The organism is Nonomuraea gerenzanensis, from assembly GCF_020215645.1.
GTDB lineage: Bacteria > Actinomycetota > Actinomycetes > Streptosporangiales > Streptosporangiaceae > Nonomuraea > Nonomuraea gerenzanensis.
The window spans coordinates 4,993,315-5,011,166 of the sequence record NZ_CP084058.1; the positions used below are offsets into that span (position 1 = coordinate 4,993,315).

16 protein-coding genes are annotated in these 17,852 nt (G+C 73.1%); 8 read left to right on the forward strand and 8 right to left on the reverse strand.

Features of this window, described 5'->3' with window-relative positions:
- Nucleotides 1-14: 14 nt before the first annotated feature.
- Nucleotides 15-950 carry an aminotransferase class IV gene (locus LCN96_RS23470; protein ID WP_263657506.1) on the forward strand — a complete coding sequence of 312 codons (936 nt, stop codon included), beginning with the start codon at nucleotides 15-17 and terminating at the stop codon, nucleotides 948-950.
- A complete protein-coding gene (locus LCN96_RS23475; RefSeq protein ID WP_225275023.1) occupies nucleotides 947-1,717 on the forward strand; it encodes a cyclase family protein in 771 nt (256 codons plus the stop codon). The genes LCN96_RS23470 and LCN96_RS23475 overlap by 4 nt, the downstream gene beginning before the upstream one ends.
- Nucleotides 1,718-1,719: 2 nt before the next feature.
- Here LCN96_RS23475 and LCN96_RS23480 read toward each other — a convergent pair whose 3' ends face one another.
- Nucleotides 1,720-2,181, reverse strand: coding sequence for a MarR family winged helix-turn-helix transcriptional regulator (locus LCN96_RS23480; protein ID WP_225275024.1), 462 nt, complete (start codon nucleotides 2,179-2,181; stop codon nucleotides 1,720-1,722).
- Nucleotides 2,182-2,287: 106 nt separating this feature from the next.
- Here LCN96_RS23480 and LCN96_RS23485 point away from each other — a divergent pair, with 106 nt between their 5' ends.
- The 3 genes from LCN96_RS23485 to LCN96_RS23495 are packed head-to-tail and all read left to right on the forward strand — an operon-like array spanning nucleotide 2,288 to nucleotide 5,781.
- Nucleotides 2,288-3,142 (forward strand): LLM class flavin-dependent oxidoreductase, encoded by an 855-nt coding sequence (locus LCN96_RS23485; protein ID WP_225275025.1) that lies wholly within the window; start codon nucleotides 2,288-2,290, stop codon nucleotides 3,140-3,142.
- Between the two features lie 25 nt (nucleotides 3,143-3,167).
- On the forward strand, nucleotides 3,168-4,418 hold the full coding sequence (locus LCN96_RS23490) for an MFS transporter (RefSeq protein ID WP_225275026.1): 1,251 nt from the start codon (nucleotides 3,168-3,170) through the stop codon (nucleotides 4,416-4,418).
- Nucleotides 4,419-4,422: 4 nt separating this feature from the next.
- The gene (locus tag LCN96_RS23495) at nucleotides 4,423-5,781 is read left to right on the forward strand and encodes an ATP-grasp domain-containing protein (RefSeq protein WP_225275027.1); all 1,359 of its coding nucleotides are present in this window, start codon (nucleotides 4,423-4,425) and stop codon (nucleotides 5,779-5,781) included.
- A 12-nt stretch (nucleotides 5,782-5,793) separates the two neighbouring features.
- On the opposite strand, the gene LCN96_RS23500 is transcribed toward LCN96_RS23495, so the two are convergent.
- The 3 genes from LCN96_RS23500 to LCN96_RS23510 all read right to left on the reverse strand — a co-directional run bounded on the left by LCN96_RS23500 (nucleotide 5,794) and on the right by LCN96_RS23510 (nucleotide 8,910).
- Nucleotides 5,794-6,183 carry an STAS domain-containing protein gene (locus tag LCN96_RS23500; protein ID WP_225275028.1) on the reverse strand — a complete coding sequence of 130 codons (390 nt, stop codon included), beginning with the start codon at nucleotides 6,181-6,183 and terminating at the stop codon, nucleotides 5,794-5,796.
- Nucleotides 6,184-6,353: 170 nt separating this feature from the next.
- The gene (locus LCN96_RS23505) at nucleotides 6,354-7,022 is read right to left on the reverse strand and encodes a hypothetical protein (protein WP_225275029.1); all 669 of its coding nucleotides are present in this window, start codon (nucleotides 7,020-7,022) and stop codon (nucleotides 6,354-6,356) included.
- 112 nt (nucleotides 7,023-7,134) lie between these two features.
- Nucleotides 7,135-8,910: a hypothetical protein gene (locus LCN96_RS23510; RefSeq protein ID WP_225275030.1), complete on the reverse strand. Its 1,776-nt coding sequence runs from the start codon at nucleotides 8,908-8,910 to the stop codon at nucleotides 7,135-7,137.
- Between the two features lie 324 nt (nucleotides 8,911-9,234).
- Here LCN96_RS23510 and LCN96_RS23515 point away from each other — a divergent pair, with 324 nt between their 5' ends.
- Nucleotides 9,235-10,443 (forward strand): PP2C family protein-serine/threonine phosphatase, encoded by a 1,209-nt coding sequence (locus tag LCN96_RS23515; protein ID WP_225275031.1) that lies wholly within the window; start codon nucleotides 9,235-9,237, stop codon nucleotides 10,441-10,443.
- Between the two features lie 72 nt (nucleotides 10,444-10,515).
- Here the strand turns inward: LCN96_RS23515 and LCN96_RS23520 are convergent, their stop codons facing one another.
- From LCN96_RS23520 to LCN96_RS23535, 4 genes are all read right to left on the reverse strand, one after another.
- Nucleotides 10,516-12,480: a S9 family peptidase gene (locus LCN96_RS23520; protein ID WP_225275032.1), complete on the reverse strand. Its 1,965-nt coding sequence runs from the start codon at nucleotides 12,478-12,480 to the stop codon at nucleotides 10,516-10,518.
- Nucleotides 12,477-14,264, reverse strand: coding sequence for an N-acetylglutaminylglutamine amidotransferase (locus LCN96_RS23525; RefSeq protein WP_225275033.1), 1,788 nt, complete (start codon nucleotides 14,262-14,264; stop codon nucleotides 12,477-12,479). Before LCN96_RS23525 ends, LCN96_RS23520 begins: the two co-directional genes overlap by 4 nt.
- A gap of 10 nt (nucleotides 14,265-14,274) precedes the next feature.
- On the reverse strand, nucleotides 14,275-15,423 hold the full coding sequence (locus LCN96_RS23530) for a carboxylate-amine ligase (RefSeq protein WP_225275034.1): 1,149 nt from the start codon (nucleotides 15,421-15,423) through the stop codon (nucleotides 14,275-14,277).
- Between the two features lie 149 nt (nucleotides 15,424-15,572).
- Entirely contained in the window at nucleotides 15,573-15,860 is a 288-nt protein-coding gene (locus LCN96_RS23535; RefSeq protein ID WP_225275035.1) for a HesB/IscA family protein, read from the reverse strand.
- A gap of 178 nt (nucleotides 15,861-16,038) precedes the next feature.
- On the opposite strand from LCN96_RS23535, the gene LCN96_RS23540 reads away from it, so the two are divergent.
- Together LCN96_RS23540 and LCN96_RS23545 are read left to right on the forward strand one after the other, a co-directional pair.
- On the forward strand, nucleotides 16,039-17,289 hold the full coding sequence (locus tag LCN96_RS23540; protein ID WP_225275036.1) for a cytochrome P450: 1,251 nt from the start codon (nucleotides 16,039-16,041) through the stop codon (nucleotides 17,287-17,289).
- A 123-nt stretch (nucleotides 17,290-17,412) separates the two neighbouring features.
- Nucleotides 17,413-17,787: an STAS domain-containing protein gene (locus LCN96_RS23545; RefSeq protein WP_225275037.1), complete on the forward strand. Its 375-nt coding sequence runs from the start codon at nucleotides 17,413-17,415 to the stop codon at nucleotides 17,785-17,787.
- Nucleotides 17,788-17,852: the final 65 nt, after the last annotated feature.

The window sequence follows — 17,852 nt, forward strand, 5'->3', positions numbered from 1 at the left end:
CGTCAGGAGCCCCGATGAATTTCCCGCCCGCGTACGCCTGGCAGAACGGCCGCCTCCTCCCGTGGGACCAGTGCGTGGTGCACGCCCGCAGCCAGGGAGCCTTCTGGGGCGCCAACGTCTTCGAGGGCGTGCGCGCCTACGCCTGCGACGACGGCGGGCTGCACGCCTTCCGCCTGGACGACCACCTGGCCCGGCTGCGGCGCTCGATGAAGAGCCTGCACATGCGGATCGCCCACAGCGACGCCGAGCTGGCCGAGGCCTGCTCGGCGGTGCTCGCCGCCAACGCCTTCGGCTGCGACGCGCACCTGTGCGTCGTCGCCTACTTCGACGAGGGCCCGAACTTCGACCCCCTCGCCTACACCGAGAGCACCGGCGCGCACGTCACCGCGATCCGCGCGCCGCGCTCGCCCGGCTTCGAGCACGGCGTGGCCGCCTCGATCTCCTCCTGGCGGCGCATCAGCGACGACTCCATGCCGCCGCGCATCAAGACCGGCGCCAACTACCACAACAGCCGGCTCGCCCAGCACGAGGCGGTGCGTTCGGGGTTCGGCACGACGCTGCTGCTCAACCAGCGCGGCACCGTCTCGGAGGCGCCGGGCTCGTGCGTGGTGATGGTCCGCGACGGCGAGCTGGTCACCCCGCCCGGCACCAGCGGCGTGCTGGAGGGCATCACCGTGGCCACCGTCGCCGAGCTGGCCGGGCGGCACCTCGGGCTGACGCTGCGCCGCCGCGAGATCGACCGCACCGAGCTGTACGCCGCCGACGAGCTGTTCCTCTGCGGCACGCTGGCCGAGCTGCTGCCGGTCACCAGCGTCGACCGGGTGCCGGTGGGCGCGGGGACGCCGGGGCCGCTCACCCGCACGCTGCAGCGGCACTTCGACGACCTGGTCAGGGGCAGGGGCGGGCGCCCTGAGTGGCGTACGGCGGCGCGGAAGGAGGTGGCGGTGTGAGCGGCCTGCTGACGGACCTGGCGGCGGCGCTGGCCTCGGGCGCGGTCGAGGTGATCGACCTGACCGCGCCGCTGTCGGAGACCACGCCGATCATCCAGCTCCCGCCCGAGCGCGGCCAGCCGTGGCCGTTCGACCGCGAGGCGATCAGCACCTACGACGCGGCCGGGCCCACGGTGTACTGGAACAACATCAAGCTGTCCGAGCACACCGGCACGCACTTCGACGCGCCCGTGCACTGGCTGTCGGGCAAGGACCTGCACGACGTCTCCCAGGTGCCCGCGGGCCGGCTGGTCGGCCCCGCCGCGGTGCTCGACGTGCGCGACCGGGTCGCGGCCGACCCGGACTTCCTGCTGGAGCGCGGGCACGTCGAAGCCTGGCAGGCCGAGCACGGGCCGCTGCCGGACGGCGGCTGGCTGCTGTACCGCACCGGCTGGGCCGAGCGCGCGCACGACCCCGCGGCCTTCCTCAACGACAGGCACACGCCGGGCATCTCCATCGACTGCGCCCGCTGGCTGGCCGAGGAGAGCCCGGTGGTGGGCGTGGGCGTGGAGACCGTGGGCACCGACGCGGGCCTGGCGGGGGAGTTCGAGCAGCCGTACCCCTGCCACTGGCACCTGCACGGGGCCGGCAAGTACGGGCTGACCCAGCTGCGCAACCTGGCGGCGCTGCCGCCGACGGGCAGCGTGCTGATCGCCGGGCCGCTGCCGATCGTGGGCGGCTCCGGCAGCCCCACCAGGGTCCTGGCCCTGGTGGAGCGCGCGGGGTGAGGTCAGAGCCGGTTCAGCCGCTCGACGACGGTCCAGGAGATGTCGCCGAAGGCCTTGAGCTCCTCCGGTGTCAGCAGGTCGATGAAGTGCCTGCGGACCGAGGCGACGTGGCCGGGGGCGGCCTCCTGGATCGTGCGCAGCCCCTCGTCGGTCAGCACGATCACCGCGCCGCGCCCGTCGGAGGGGTGCTCCTGGCGGGTGACCAGGCCGCGCTGCTGCATGCGCGTCAGGTGGTGCGACAGGCGGCTCTTGGACCACCTCATGTGCTCGGCCAGCTCCGTCAGCCGCATGCTCGCGCCGGGCGCCTCCGAGAGGTTGGACAGCACGTCGTAGTCGGCCTCCGACAGGCCGGACTCCCGTGCCAGATCTCTGGCGACCTGGCGGTTGAGCAGCAGGAACATGCGCCGGTAGCCGAGCCAGGCGCGAGCCTCGGTCGGGTCGAGCCAGCGTGCGTCGTCCGTCATGCCACCAGTGTAGTTGACACGTCATCAACCTTCTTCCTAAGGTTGTTGTCATGTCAACATCAGTGCGGCGACGCACTCGGACCCCTGGAACCCGGGAAGTGAGCGCATGGAGATCGGCCTGAACATCTCGACCTCGGCCGCGCCGGGCACCGACCCCGTCGCCGACGCCCGCAAGGCGGAGGAGCTGGGCTTCGACTTCGTCTCGGCCTCCGACCATCCGTGCACCACCCACCCGAGCTACGAGACCTGGACGATGTTGTCCTGGATCGCCGCGGCCACCAGCCGGATCAGGATCGCCACGCGCGTGCTCGGCGTGCCGTACCGCAACGTCGCCATGGTCGCCAAGATGAGCGAGACCTTCGACCGCCTGTCGGGCGGGCGGCTCATCCTCGGGCTCGGCGGCGGTTACTCCGACGAGGAGTTCCGCGCGTTCGGCATGCGGGTGCCCAGCGCCAGGGAGAAGGTGGACGGCCTGGCCGAGGCCATCCAGATCACCCGGGGCCTGTGGTCGGAGCCGTCGTTCACGTTCAAGGGCCTGCACCACCACACCGAGGAGGCCCACATCGAGCCCAAGCCCGCCCGGCGCATCCCCATCTGGCTGGGCACGTTCGGCCCGCGCGCGCTGGCCGTCACCGGCCGCCTGGCGGACGGCTGGATCCCCTCCTACAGCTTCGCCGGCCCCGACGAGGTCAAGGTCATGCGCGAGCGCGTGCTGACCGCCGCCCGCGAGGCGGGCCGCGCGCCCGAGGAGATCACCTGCGCCTACAACGTCGCCATCCGCGTGGACGAGCGGGCCAGGCCCGACGCCGGCACCCTCGCCGGTTCGCCCGCCCTGCTCATCGACGCGCTGAAGGGCTTCGGCGACCTCGGCTTCTCCTCCGTCAACCTCATGCCGGTCGGGGACGGGCTCGACGAGCAGGTCGAACGCCTGGCCCGCGAGGTCGTGCCCGCCCTGCGCTGAGCAGCCGTTCCCATCGGGGGTCACCGTGATCACAGCCATCAGGCAGCAGTTACCGCGCCATCCGGCGGCACGCGCCCTGGCCGTGGCGTCGTTCGTGGACTGGATGGGCACCGGGGTGTGGCTCACCACGTCCGTGCTCTTCCTGGTCGAGACCGTCGGCCTCGGCCCGGCCGACATCGGCGTCGGGCTGGGCATCGCCGGCGTGCTCGGCATGCTGGCGGTGATCCCGGTCGCCGACCTGACCCGGCGCTGGCCGGCCGGGCGGGTGGCGGTGCTGCTCCAGGTCGCGCGGGGGCTGGCGTTCCTGTCCTATCTGGCCGTCGTGGACGCGGGGACGTTCTTCGTCGCCGCCGCGCTGGTCGGCGTCACCGACCGGCCGGCCATCACGGTGAACCAGATCGTCGTGGCCCGGGTGATCCCCCAGGAGGAGCGCAACGGCACCATGGCGGCCGCCCACGTGGCGCAGAACCTCGGCATCACGATCGGCGCGCTGCTCGGCACCGTGGCGCTGCTGCGTACCGACCGGGCCGTGTTCGTGGCCGTGGTCGTGGTCAACGCGGTCACGTACCTGCTGGCCGCCTGGCTGCTGGCCAGGACGGTCTGGCGGCGCGACGCCGAGATCGCCGCGCCCGAGCCGGCCCGCGCCGGGACCGTCAGGACCCTGCTGGCGGCGTTGCGGGACTGGCGCTTCACGCTGCTCGCCGCCGGGAACGGGCTGCTGGCGCTGCACGTGCCGCTGCTCACCGTGGCGATCCCGCTGTGGCTGGCCCAGGCCACCGACGTGCCGCCCGCGGCCATGGGAGCGCTGCTGATCGTCAACACCGCGCTCGTCGTGCTGTTCCAGGTGCCGCTGGCCCGTCCCGTCCGGTCGGTGACCGACGGGGTGCGGGCGGCCTGGGTCGGGGCGGCCTTCCTGATCGCCTGCTGCGCGGCGCTGGCGCTCTCGCCGCTGCCTCCCGTCCCCGTCGCGGCCGGGCTGCTCCTGCTCGCCGCCGCGCTGCAGACCATGGGCGAGATCCAGCAGAACGCGGCCGGCTGGGCGCTGTCCTTCAACCGCGCGCCCGCCGACCACCGCCAGTCCACCTACCTCGGGCTCTTCGGCACCGGCCAGACGGCCGTGATCCTGCTCGGCCCCACCCTGCTGACCTTCCTCATCGGCTCGCTCGGCGCTGTCAGCTTCGCCGCCACCGCGGCGCTGTTCCTGGTGGGAGCGCTGTGCGTGACCATCGGGGCGGCCGGCTCCGCCGCCGCGCAACCCTACTCACCCGGACGGTGACACCGTGGCCAGACCCTCGATCCTGTACGTCATCCCCGCCATGGGCGGCCCCGCGCCCGAGTACGCCCTGCCCCGGCTGCACCGCTGCGGCGACGTGCACGCCCTGCTCTCGGCCCCGCCCACCCCGGCCCACGAACGCCACCTGCGCCAGTGGTGCCGGTCGGTACGGGTGCTCGACGCGGACGCCAAGATGCCCGGCGACCTGGTGACCGCCGCCAGGGAGGTGGGGGCCCGCGCGGTCGTGGCGTTCAGCGAGTTCGCCATCGCGGCAGTCGCCGAAGCCTGCCAGGAGCTGGGCCTGCACGGCCCCGGGCCCAACATCACCTTCTCCCGCGACAAGGTCGCCATGCGCCAGGCGTGGCGGGAGCGGGGCCTGCCCGTGCCCGACTTCGTGCCGGTGCGCACACTCGGCGACCTCCAGTACGCCGACGGCGTGCTGCGCCGCCCGTACCTGCTCAAGCCGTCCTGGATGGCGGGCTCGCAGGGGCAGGTGCTCGTCGGGACCGGCACCGACCTGGGGGAGGCGTGGCGGCGGGCCACCGCCGACATCGCCGACACCGACCGGCAGGGCCTGCACGACTTCCTCCCGGCGGGGCGCGGCGCCCGGTTCATCGCCGAGAACCTCATCGAGGCCAGCGCGCCGTCCTGGTACGAGGCGGACGGCTTCGGCGACTACGTCAGCGTCGAAGGGCTCGTCGCCGCCGGCCGCTACCACCCGCTCTGCGTCACCGCCCGGCTGCCGACCATCCCGCCGTTCGTGGAGCTGAGCTTCCACCAGCCCACGGTGATGGCGCCCGAACTGCAGCGGCGCATCGAGGAGCACGTACGGGCCGGGGTGGACTGCCTCGGCCTGGAGTACTCCGCCACGCACACCGAGATCAAACTGCAGCGCGACCAGGGCCTGTGCCTGATCGAGAACAACGCCCGCCTGCCGGGAGCGATGATCCCCCGGCTGATGGAGGAGGCGTTCGGGCTGAACCTGATCGAGCTGCACGTGCGCTCGCTGCTCGGTGAGGACCTCGACCTGCCCGGCCGGATGCTCACCGAGAGCCCGCGCCCGGGCGCGGTGGCCATGCTCATGCTGCTGCCCACCGACTCGCGCGGCCGGCCCTGGCAGTCGCGCCCGGCCTTCCGCCCCGAGCTGGTGGACTGGTCAAGCCTGGTCTCCCCGGGCACCGAGGTCGAGGTCGTGCCCGGCCTCACCCGCCCGTCCGGCTCGCCCATCCCCGACTTCTCGCCCAGCGGCGGGACACGCAACTACCTCGGCACCGTGTTCGTCCGCGCGGCGGACCCGCTGACCCTGCGCGACGACTGCTACCGCATCACGGACGGGTTCGAGGCGGAGCTGCGCCGCCATCCGTGAGGGCGCCCACGCTCACCTGGGTACGGCCCCGTCGCCCGAGCCGGGCGCCTCCGGTGCCGCCAAAACGGCGGCCAGCGCCGTCGCGGTGGTGGGGTGCAGGCGGAACCGCTCGCCCAGCCTGGTGATCTCCACCAGGCGGGCCGGCGCACCCGACAGCGCGGCCAGGTGGACGGCGCCGCCGTGCCGGCGGGCCAGCACGTAGGCGTCCAGCAACACCCGCAGCCCGCTGCTGTCGACGAAGGCGACCCCGGCCATGTCGAAGATCAGCTGGTCGGCCGGTGCCCGGCGCACGTCGTCGATGAAGTGCCGCAGGGCGGGGGCGGTGGCGAGGTCGAGCTCTCCGGCCACCGCGATCACGGTGGCGCCGCGATGATGCTCATGATGCAGACGAAGCGATGGCATCGAACCCCTTGGTCGGAAGAGGCGGCGGAAGGCGTCTGTCGACCGGGACAGTTCCGCAACCGGTTAATCAGGAAGTCTTCCTTACCAGAGGGCCGTTTCGCAGCGATCCTGCGGCAGAACGCGCCCAATTCCGGAAACTCGAAGCCGATGGTGTGTTCAGTGGCACCCGCTCAAGCCTGGCGGGGCTCCAGGGCGAGCGCCTGGCCGAGAGCGAGCGCGTGCTCGGGCGCGGCCAGCACCTCCAGGGCGGCCTGTTGCCGCCGGCCCAGCTCCGCCGCCCGCGCGCGCAGGGCGCGCAGCCGCGCCCGCCTGCGCAGCCGGCTCCGCCACGGGTGCCAGAGCGCCTGAAGGAGGAGCTGGGTGGTCGCCTCCCGGTAGTCGTCGCAGGCGGCGCTGAGCGCGTCGAGGTCCGCCTCGTCCAGGACACCGCCGAGGCAGGAGTCGACGAGGCGCAGGACCTCGCCCTGGAACGCCTGCTTCTCGCCCCCGCCCGCGAAGTCCAGCACCCTGCGTGGCACGCCGGCGGACAACGCGCTCACGACCAGGCCGTCGAGCGCCTCACGCAGCGCGCGTTCGGCGTCCGTGCCGTCGTCGAGCAGCACCGACAGCCCGAGGCTCGCCGGGACGGCCGGCCGCCTGCCCGCCGTGTACCGGGCCCGTCGCCCCTTCCCGGGCGCGAGGTCATGGACGCCGGCCCGTACCGCGGCGACCCGCTGGAGCCGCTGCTGCACCTCGGCGCGCTGGTGGCGCCGCTCGTGGTTGCGCGACAGGTACGTGGTCACCGCGGCACCCACGATGCCGCCGGCGGTGGTGTACGCCAGATCGATCAGCTCAGTCATCGCCGCCGGCCTGAGGCGCGCCGGACGGCCGGTTCCCCCGGCGCCCGCCCGGCGAGTCGGGCACAAGATCCATTCCGGCATTCTGCCTGGAACGCCCGCGTAGTGCCACCGCTCACGACTTCAGCTCAAGCCTCTTCCCCGACGCCCCAGGGAACACGACGACCAGGTGCTGCTCCTCTCCCGCCTCGACCCGCACGTAGACGCGGAGCCGGTAACGGCCCTTGCCGGCGATCGCCAGATTCGGCATCGGGGCGCCCGCGCCCACCTCTCCGCCCTCGCCCATCTCCGGCACGGTGAGCAGGCCGCTGCGGCTGACGATCGGCACCTCGGTGACCTGGATCCACCCGGCCGTGCGTCGCGGCGGCGTGGTGCGGAAGGCCTTCACCGTGAGGCACAGGTTGACGACGTCCTCGACGTGCCCGATGAGCACCGCGCTGCCGCCCACCCCGATCCCGGAGCTGTCGTCGAAGACCTTGCCCATCGCCCGGCTCGCCGCCTTGTCGGCCGCCTCGTCCTTCGGGTCGTGCACCAGGTAACCGGGATCGCCGTCCACGAACAGGAAATATCTGGCCGTGGCCTGGGCGACGCCCTTCGTCCGGGGCCACGGGTCGCGGCACGTGGCGTTCTGCTCGGCGATGTAGGCGGCGTTCGCCGCCTCCGTCTCCGCGGCCGAGCGCAGCAGGTCGGGATGGGTGGCGCCGATGATGTCCGGGCACACGTAGACGAGGTCCCACGGGTCTGCCCCCCAGGCGGGCCGCGGGCTGCCGGCCCGCGTCAGGAGCGCCTGCTGCTCGTCGCGGTCCTTCGCACGGCACAACGCCCGCCCGTACCCGAGGATCGCCTGGTCGGAAAGGCTGTCCGGGAACATCGGCGGGACCCCGCCGTCCCTGCTCCGCGCCCGGCACAGGAACGCGGCGTCGCGGTCGGCGGGTTTCAGGTCGCCGAAGCTCGGGCGGTCGTAGCAGTCCGGCGACCAGCCGGTGTAGGTGAGGTACGCGTTCTGCTCCGGGTGGATCATCGCGATGACCGGCAGGACGGCCGCCGCCCCCACCGCGACGCGCAGCACCCGTCGCCGGGCGGGCGGCAGGTCAGGAGCACGGTGCCCGGCGGACAGCTCGCGGGCGGTCGCCGCGATCCACAAGGTGGTGACGAGCCCCACCGCGTCCATGACGACCAGCAGCGCCAGCTCGCCGCCGGAGACGCTGCCCAACAGCAGGTTGAACGGCACGGCCAGCGCGCAGACGCCCGCCGACGACCAGCCGGCGACCAGCGTGCCGCGGCTCCACCGGCCGTCGCGCCACTGCCCGACGACCGTGACGGCGATCGTCGCCACTCCGCTCAGCATCACGCCCAGCTCGACGACGCCGCCCGGCCCCAGCTCCGGCAGGTCGAGATCGTCCAGCAGCTGGTTGGCGAGCCCGGCCAGCTCGACGGCGAACATCGCCGCGGCGGTCACGCGCAGCACGCGGGACCGCCAGCCGATGACCAGCAGGTAGAGGACGTCGCTCATGGTCCACAGCCCGAGCTGGAACGCCGTGTCCACCACGGCGGGGAGCAACCCGGTCAGGCACCACAGCGCGAGGCTGTACGCCACCGCCAGGTACAGCAGCCGGCGCAGCGCCTTCTCCCGATGGTTCAGCGGGCCCGGCACGGGGGCACGCAGGATCAGCCACAGGAGCGCGGCCTTCACCGGGGCCGCCACGAGCAGCGCGACGGTGGTCGGGGTGTCGAGCGCGTCCGGGGAGTGAAGGCCCGCATAGGTCGGCGGCGACCATTCGACGGCCACCCAGAGCCAGGTGTCGCCGAGCAGCAGGCCCGCGATCGTTCCCGCGAGTACCAGGCTTACCGCGGCGATTCTGATGGTCCGCCATAAATGAGCTGAAGACACGGGACGCGATCTTAGCGTGGCACCCTCCCTATCTGCGGACACCGTTAAATACCGAAAATTCGGTCAAAGGCTGCTAGAGCCATTTTTGTCACCAAAAAGTGCGACGTTCTTTGGGGGTTCCGCCGAGGGCGCCGTCAGGCTCGCCAGCTCGGCGGTGCGCCCGACGAAACCCGGCGGGCCGGCTTCGGCCGCGGCCGGTCGTCCTCCGCCGGACGGGGTACGGCGTACAACAGCCGGCCGCCGCTCTGCTCGACCCGCGAGCGGCCTGACGGGTATGAGCCGAAGATCTATGGTGAGGACAGGCTCTCCGCTGAAAGGGTTTCGATGGCATGTGACGGCGAGCGGATGCTGGGTGGCCTGCTGCGGGTCAACCACCTGTCCGCGATGGAGGAGGTGCCGGGCCTGGTCGCCGAGCACGCCCGGCGCGTCGGCTTCTCGCACACCATGGTCTTCGTCGCCGACCTGCAGCAGCAGTACCTGGTGCCGTTGCCCGGGCAGCGTGACGCGTCCGGTGAGTCGCTGGAGCCGATCCGGATCGACGCCACGGTGGCAGGCCGTGCCTTCCGCGACGTGGAGATCGTGCCCGCCCGCCACGAGAGCGAGGAGGGGCCGCACCGGTTGTGGGTGCCGTTGCTGGACGGCACCGAGCGGGTGGGGGTGCTCGCGGTGAGCGTGCCGCCGGACGCGCCGGCCGCCGAGCTGCTGGCCGGCCAGCTGGCGTCCCTGGTCGCGCTGCTGGTGATCAGCAAGCGCGGGCACAGCGACTCCTACGCCCGGCTGGTGCGCGCCCAGCCGATGACGCTGTCGGCCGAGGTGCTGTGGAACCTGCTTCCGCCAGGGACCTTCGCCAACGACCAGGTGGTGGTCAGCACCGCGCTGGAGCCCGCGTACGAGGTCGGCGGCGACGCCTACGACTTCGCCATCGACGGCGACACGCTGCATGTGTCGATCTTCGACGCGATGGGGCACGACACCTCCGCCGGCCTGACGGCCACCATCGCCATGGGCGCCTGCCGCAACAACCGCCGCCACGGCAAGGACCTCTCCGCGACGACCGAGGCGATCGACGCGGCGATCGCCGAGCAGTTCACCGGGCGCTTCGCCACCGGCATCCTGGCCGACCTGAACCTGCGGACGGGCTGGCTGAGCTGGGTCAACCGGGGCCACCATCCCCCCTTGGTGCTGCGGGACGGCCGGCTGGTCGCGAGCCTGGACAGCGCGCCCGACCCGCCGATGGGGTTCAGGATGGGGGTCTCCACCGGGCAGCTGCGCTACCAGCTGCAGCCGGGGGACCGGCTGCTGTTCTACACCGACGGCGTCATCGAGGCGCAGAGCCCGGAGGGGGAGCTGTTCGGGCTGGAGCGCTTCATCGACTTCATCGTCCGCCGCGAGGCCGACGGCATGTCGGCGCCGGAGACGCTGCGCCGGCTGATCCAGACCATCCTGGAGCACCAGCGGGGGCGGCTGCAGGACGACGCCACCGTGGTGACGGTCGAGTGGCACAGCCGGCGGCACCAGCAGCTGGTCCTGTGACGGTGCGGGCGGCGTCTTCCGGGCGGCCAGTGCGCGGCTCAGCGGGCGGGGCGTCCTCCGGGATCGGACCCATCAGCGGGCGGGGCGCAGGTGATCCGACAGCCAGCCCACCACTTTGGCCACGAAGCTGACCCTGTTGCCGACCTGCCGGATCTCGTGGCCCTCGTCCTCGAAGACGAGATGGTCGCAGGGCAGGCCCAGGGCGGTGGCCGCGCCTATCACCTGCTCCGCCTCGTACAGGGGGACGTTGGTGTCCTGGGCCCCGTGCACCACCAGCAGGGGGCAGGCCAGCCGGTCGAGGGCGCGCAGCGGTGACAGGGCGCGCAGCAGCTCCCGGTCGGTGTCCGGGTGGCCGTACTCGCTGACCGCCGCCGCCGCGATCCACGGCTCGGCGCGGGCGTAGAAGGTGTGGAAGTCGGCGATGCCGCTCACGCTCACGCCGGCACGGAAGAGGCGCGGGTGGGAGACGAGCGTGGCCAGGGTGAGGTAGCCGCCGTACGACCAGCCCATGCAGGCCAGCCGGGACGGGTCGCCGGCGCCCAGGCGCACCAGCTCCGCCGCGCAGTCGGCCACGTCGTCCACCGCGCGGAAGCGCAGCGCGTGGTCGTCGGCCTGCCGGAAGGCGCGCCCGTACCCGCCGGAGCCGCGCACGTTCGGCGCGAACACGCCGATCCCGGCGGCGAGCAGGTTCTGGTAGAGCGGGTTGAAGGTGGGCCGCTCCTGGTCCTCGGGGCCGCCGTGCAGGAACAGCACGAACGGCGCGCGGCCCTGCGCGTGCGGCGGGCGGTAGAGCCAGGCGGCCAGCTCCAGGCCGTCGCGGGCGCGGAAGCGCACCAGCTCGGCGCCCGCCGCCGTGGGCAGCGGGCCCGCCCCGGCGGCGTGCCGGTAGCCGCCGGTGTCCAGGTCGCACAGCAGGACGTGGGACGGCTCGTGCGGATCCTCCGCGGCCAGCGCGGCCAGAGTGCCGTCCCAGCCGATCCGGGCGGAGGTGATCACGTCGGCGGGCGGTGACGGGAGGTGACGGAGCCGCGCGGTCTCCAGGTCCATGACGTCCAGCGCCGATCGGCCCTGCACGTTCCACACCAGCAGCGCGCGGCGGCCGTCCGCGCTGAGCGCGAACCGGTCCAGCTCCGCGTCATGACGTTCGGCCAGGACGACGGCCCCGGCGTCGCGCCCCACCGCCAGCAGCGCGGCCCGGTCGCGGCCGGCGTCCGACACCAGGTAGGCGGTCCTGCCGTCGGGGGAGAGCGCGCCGTCGTCGGTGGATCCCGGCAGGCCCGGCAGCAGCGGACGCTCCCCGCTCGGCAGGTGCGCGCCCAGCGCCTCGGCCGCCAGGTCGGCCACGTACATCCGCCGGCGGCCCCGAGGGCCCCTGCGCAGCAGCATCGTCGTGTGGTCCCGGCTGATGGACGCCGGTCTCAGCAGCGGGCCGGCCGCGATGACCTGGCGCCCGCCGGTGATCGCGTCGATGAGCACGGCCCTGGTCACGCCGTCGGGTGAGGTCTCGGCCACCAGGATCGTCTCGCCCCGGCCCGTCCAGCGGATCAGCGTGGCGGAGCCGCCCTCCGGGGCGGCGAGCAGGCGCAGGTCGCCGCCGTGCGGCTGGACGGTCCACACCTGGGCGTGCTCGCCGCCGCCGGGGGCCACCTGCACGGCCAGATGCCCTCCTGTCGGTGCCCAGCTGACGTCGACTGCCGGTTGCGGGCCGGTGTCCACGGCCCATGGCTCGGTGTCGCCGCCCTGGAGCGGCTGGATCCAGACCCGGGGTGAGCCGTCCCGGTCGCTGACGAACGCGACGGCGGTGTTGCCGGGGGCCAGGGCGGGGGCGAGGCAGCTCCACGCGGTCAGGCTCGCCGCCGCGGGGAGGTGCGACGGCCCGCCGACCAGCCTCGCACCCGCCGGCAGCCGAGGCGAGCCCCCGCCGTGGCCCGTGCCGTCGCCCCCGCCGTCGCCCCCGCCGTGGCCCGCGAGGTGGCCCGCCAGGTAGCCGGCGACCGTGGGAGGGTGTCGCGGGTCACCGGCGGGCCGTGGCGTCACAGTCCGTGGGTCTGGAGCCACAGCTCCAGCAGGCCGAGCTGCCACAGGGTGTTCACGCCGGTCGTAGCCCGATCCCGCTCGGGGTCGGTGAGCAGCCGCGCCACGTACTCCTCGCGGAACAACCCCCGCTCACGCGCGGCCCGGCTGGTCAGCGCCTCACGGACGAGACCGAGCAGCTCCCCGTCCAGATGCCTGACGGCGGGCACCGGGAAGTACCCCTTGGGCCGGTCGATGACCTCGGCGGGCAGCAGCCGCCGGGCGGCGTCCTTGAGCACGCCCTTCCCGCCGTGGGCCAGCTTCAGCTCGGCGGGACAGGCCGCCGCCAGCTCGACCAGCTCGTGGTCGAGGAACGGCGTCCGCGCCTCCAGCCCGTGGGCCATCGACATGTTGTCCACCCGCTTGACCGGATCGTCCACCAGCATGGCCGTCGTCTCCAACCGCAGCACGGCGTCCAGCGCGGTCTCGGCGCCCGGCCTGCTCAGGTGCTCGCGGACGAACTCGCCGCTGGCGTCGCGTGACAGCAGCCGGTCGGGCGCGAGGATCGCGGCCAGCCCCGCGTGGGGCCGGTCGAAGAACGCCCGGGCGTAGACGTCGGCGGCCTGCTCGCGCGGCACGCCGGCCAGCGGCGGGAACCAGCTGTAACCGGCGAACACCTCGTCGGCCCCCTGCCCGGACTGCACGACCTTGACGTGCCGGGCGACCTCCTGCGACAGCAGGTAGAAGGCGACGCAGTCGTGGCTGACCATCGGCTCGCTCATCGCCCGCACCGCGTCCTGCAACCCCTCCAGCAGGCGGGCGTCCGGGACGCGGATGCGGTGGTGGTCGGTGCCGAACCGCCGGGCGATGAGGTCGGAGTAGGCGAACTCGTCGCCCCGCTCGCCGCCGGCCGGCTCGAAGCCGATGCTGAACGTGGCCAGGTCCTCCTGCCCCTGCTCGGCCAGCAGCGCCACGATGAGGCTGGAGTCCAGGCCGCCGGACAGCAGCACGCCCACCGGCACGTCCGCGACCATCCTGCGGCGCACGGCCACGCGCAACGCGTCCAGCACGGCCTCGCGCCACTCCGCGCCGCTCAGGCCGGCATGCTCCGGCAGGGCGCCCCGGGTGTGGGGCGGGTCCCAGTACCGGTGCTCGGTGCCGCTGCCGTCCGCCTCGATCACCCGTACGGTGGCCGCCGGCAGCTTGCGCACCCCAGCGAGGATCGTGCGCTCGCCCGGCACCAGTGAGTGGAAGGTCATGTAGTGGTGCAGCGCCACCGGATCGATGTCGGTGTCCACCTCGCCGCCCGCCAGCAGGGCGGGCAGCGACGAGGCGAAGCGCAGCCGCCTGGAGTCCCCGGCCAGGTACAGCGGCTTGATGCCGAGCCGGTCACGGCCCAGCGTGAGCCGGCCCGTCGCCCGCTCGAAGACGGCGAAGGCGAACATGCCCTTGAAGTGCTCGACGCACGCGGGCCCCCACCGGTGGAAGGCCTTCATCAGCACCTCGGTGTCGGAGGTGGAGCAGAACCGGTAACCCGCTGCGCGCAGCTCCCGCCGCAGCTCGCCGTAGTTGTACAGGCAGCCGTTGAACACCACCGCCAGCCCCAGCTCGGGGTCCACCATCGGCTGGGCCGCCTTCTCCGACAGATCGATGATCTTCAGGCGGCGATGGCCCAGCGCGACCGGCCCCTGCGACCACAGGCCCGAGCCGTCCGGGCCGCGCTCGTGCATCGCCTCCGTCATCCGGCCCACGGCCCCCATGTCGGCCCCGGCGCCGTCGAAACGCATCTCTCCGCTCAACCCGCACATACCGGCCTCCTCAGGATGCGGCGGACCGGTAGGCGGGCGGGTCGTTCGCGGGCCGGTCCCAGTCGCAGTCGCGGGTCTCGGTCAGCAGCAGGTCCACCACGTCGGCCAGCCGCCCGCGCCGGGCGAACGCGCGCCGCTGCCGCTCCGCCGAGCTCCCGCCGGCCAGCGCCTGCTCGGCCAGCCCGGACACGAGGTCCCAGTCGTCCGTCTCCTCCAGTTGCGGACGCAGCCCCTCGACCAGGCGCCGGATCACGTCCGGCGCGGGTCTGGGCACGCCGCTCACCGGGTCGATCAGCTCGCCCTCCAGCCCGGACCGCGCCGCCTGCCAGGTGGCCGCCCGCACCGCCTCCAGATGGACGTCCCGCTCCACCCCTTGGCGCACCGCCTCCAGCTCCCTGGCCACCAGCGCCCGGAATAGCCCGGTGATCAGCACGATGTCCTCGATCCGCGGGCAGGAGTCGCAGATGCGCAGCTCCACCGTCGGCACGTGCTGCGACGGCCGGATGTCGAAGTAGAGCATCCCGGAGTCGGTGATCACCTCCGACCGGATGAGCTCCTCGATCATCTCCTGGTACTCGGCGGCTGACTCGTACCTGGCGATCGGGCCCGCGGTGGGCCAGCGCTGCCACACCAGGCTGCGGTAGCTGGCGTATCCGGTGTCCTCCCCGTCCCAGTACGGCGAGGAGGCCGACAGCGCCAGCAGCGGCGGCAACCACGGCGTCAGCCGGTGCGCCACCGCGACCGCCAGGTCCGGATCGCGCACCTCCGCGTGCACGTGCGTGCCGCAGATCAGCTGCTCCCGCGTCAGTTGCTGGTAGTCGCTGAGCATCTGCTCGTAGCGCGGTTCAGGGGAGACCTTCTGCTCGCCCTTCTCGACCAGCGGAGAGCTGCCCGCCGCGGTGATCCCGAGCCCCAGCTCGTCCGCCTGCCGGATGAGCTGCCCGCGCAGCCCGCACAGGTCGCGCGCCAGCTCCTCCAGCCGCAGGAAGGGCGCGCTGTTGGACTCCACCGTCGAACGTTGCAGCTCCCGCGCGAAACTCTCCGGAGGCAACCCCTCCAGCAACAGGTCGGCTCGCGCGGCCAGGCGGAGGTTGCGCAGGTCGATGACATGGAACTCCTCCTCCACCCCCACCCGAATCGTGTCCTCTACTCCCTCCACGACCATCACCCCCGGCTCATCCGTCTCATGCAGGCTTGCCTACTCCCCCAAAAACGGCCCGATGCACCTGAAAGGCCGAGGTGAGCGACAAGGCGCCGCTGGCGGATCGGCGGCCGGGCCGCCGATCGGGGCCGGGGAAGGAGCCCGATTCAGGTCTGCGGGATGATCCGGAAGGACGGCCGGTCGTCCTCGATCTCGGCGTCGAGGGTCTTGTCGTTCAGGAACGAGGCGGCGGCCGGTTCGAGGTACACCCGTACGCCTTCCGGCTCGAGTATCAGGTCGTCCGGGTGCGGGCCACCCGAGACCGACAGCTCCAGAGAGCTCCCCGAGCCGTTGGTGGAGGAGGCCGCGATGCGCAGCCCCGTGTCGGGCGGGGTCTCCGGTTGGGTGGTCAGATCGCGTATCGCCGCGACGGCGTCGGCGGTCAGCGTGAGCACGGCAGCTCCTCGGGCTTGACGGATGGCGGCCGGCACGGAGTGGTTGTCGCTCACATGCCCGTTCGGAGGCGTGCCCCTGCTGGTCGACCTGATAACCCTAGAAAACGGCAAATGGCGTCAATTCTGGCGTGTTGACGGCCCGGTTTCACCCGGGAGCTCCTGGGCAGGGCCGGAGCCCATGCCGGTATTCGATGAGACGATTTTTCTGCTTCTTGAAGGTTACGGTTGGCTGCCCGGCCTGCGGCGGCGTACGTCAGGCCAGGTCGCGCACACGCGAGTGATGGGCCGGCGGGCGGTGGCGCTGTGCGGGCCGGAGGCCGCGCGGTTCTTCTACGACGAGGACCACGTCCTGCGTGGCCCGGCGATGCCGGAGCCCGTCAAGAGCACGCTGATCGGGCACGGGGCCGTGCACACGCTCGACGGCGCCCGCCACCGGGTGCGCAAGGCGATGTTCACGTCGCTGCTGACGGGGGAGGGCGTGGCGCCGCTGGTGGCGCACACCGAGGCGGCCTGGGACGAGGCGGTCGGCACGTGGGCCGGCCGGGGGCGGGTCGTGCTCTTCGACGAGGCGGCCAAGGTGCTGACCCAGGCGGTGTGCCGGTGGTCGGGCATCCCGCTGGACCCTGACGAGGTGCCCGCTCTGGCGGCCGACCTCACGGCCGCGGTCGACGGGTTCGGCAGCGGCGGGCCGCGGCACTGGCGGGCCCGGCTCGCCCGCGCCCGCCGCGAGGCGTGGCTGGGCGACCTCGTCCGGCGGGTGCGCGACGGCGCCGCCCAGGCGGCGCCCGGCTCGGCCCTGGAGGTGGTGACCCGGCATCGCGACGCCGACGGCGAGCTGCTCGACCCGCGGGTGGCGGCGGTGGAGCTGCTCAACGTGATCCGGCCGACCGTGGCCGTGTGCTGGTTCCTGACGTTCGCCGCGCACGCGCTGCACCGCTGGCCCGAGCACCGTGCCAGGCTCCGGGACGGCGACGCCGCCTTCGCCGAGGCGTTCGCCCAGGAGGTCCGGCGTTTCTACCCGTTCGCGCCCTTCGTCGCGGGCAAGGCGGTCCGCGAGCTGTCCTGGGCGGGCGAACGGATCCCCGAGGGCTGCCTGGTGCTGCTCGACGTCTACGGGCAGAACCACGATCCCGGGCTGTGGGAGCAGCCCTACACCTTCGACCCGAGCCGGTTCCTGGACCGGCAGCCGGGCGAGTACGACCTGATCCCGCAGGGCGGCGGGGATCCGGCCGCCGGGCACCGGTGCCCGGGGGAGGAGATCACGATGGCGTTGCTGCGGGCGCTGTCGGTCCGGCTCGCCGAGCTGGATCACGACGTGCCCGAGCAGGACCTGGCCATCTCCCTGCGGCGCGTCCCGGCACGTCCGGCGAGCGGCTTCCAGATGTCCGTCCCCAGCCGCCTGCTCACCGAGCAGCGGGGGCGTTCCTGAGCGGCCCGCCTCACAACGGGAAGGCGGGAGAGGTGAGAAGGCGGTTGAGACGCCTTGCTCAGGGTACGGGAGGGGACCCGGCGCACCAGAGCGCCGGGCGTGCAACCCGGCTAGGAACCCTTCATGAGACTGGACCTCCAGGTCAGCCTGTCCGCAGGCACCCCACTCGTCTGCGTGAACGGCGAGGTCGATCTGCTCACCGCCGATGATCTGTACGAGTTCCTCGCCACGGTGATCCGGCAGCGCGGGCCCCGGCTGAGCGTGGACCTGCGCCGCGTCATCCTGATGGACTCGCGCGGCGCCGCCGCCGTGCTGCGGGCGCGCAGGCTGGCCCGCTCGCTCGGCGGGAACCTGACGCTGGTCGGGCCCAGCGCCCCGGCGGCACTGGTGCTGCGAGCAGTCCTGCCCGACCAGGACCTGGCCCCACCGGACCGGCCGAAAAGGCACCCAGGGATACGTCCGGATTCGGAGGTTGACCGGCCACAGCGCGTTACCTAGGCTTGCCTCGACCATCGGCCGGGGCGTTTCCCGACAGGGGTTCGGAGCGTCCCGGCACTCGCGCG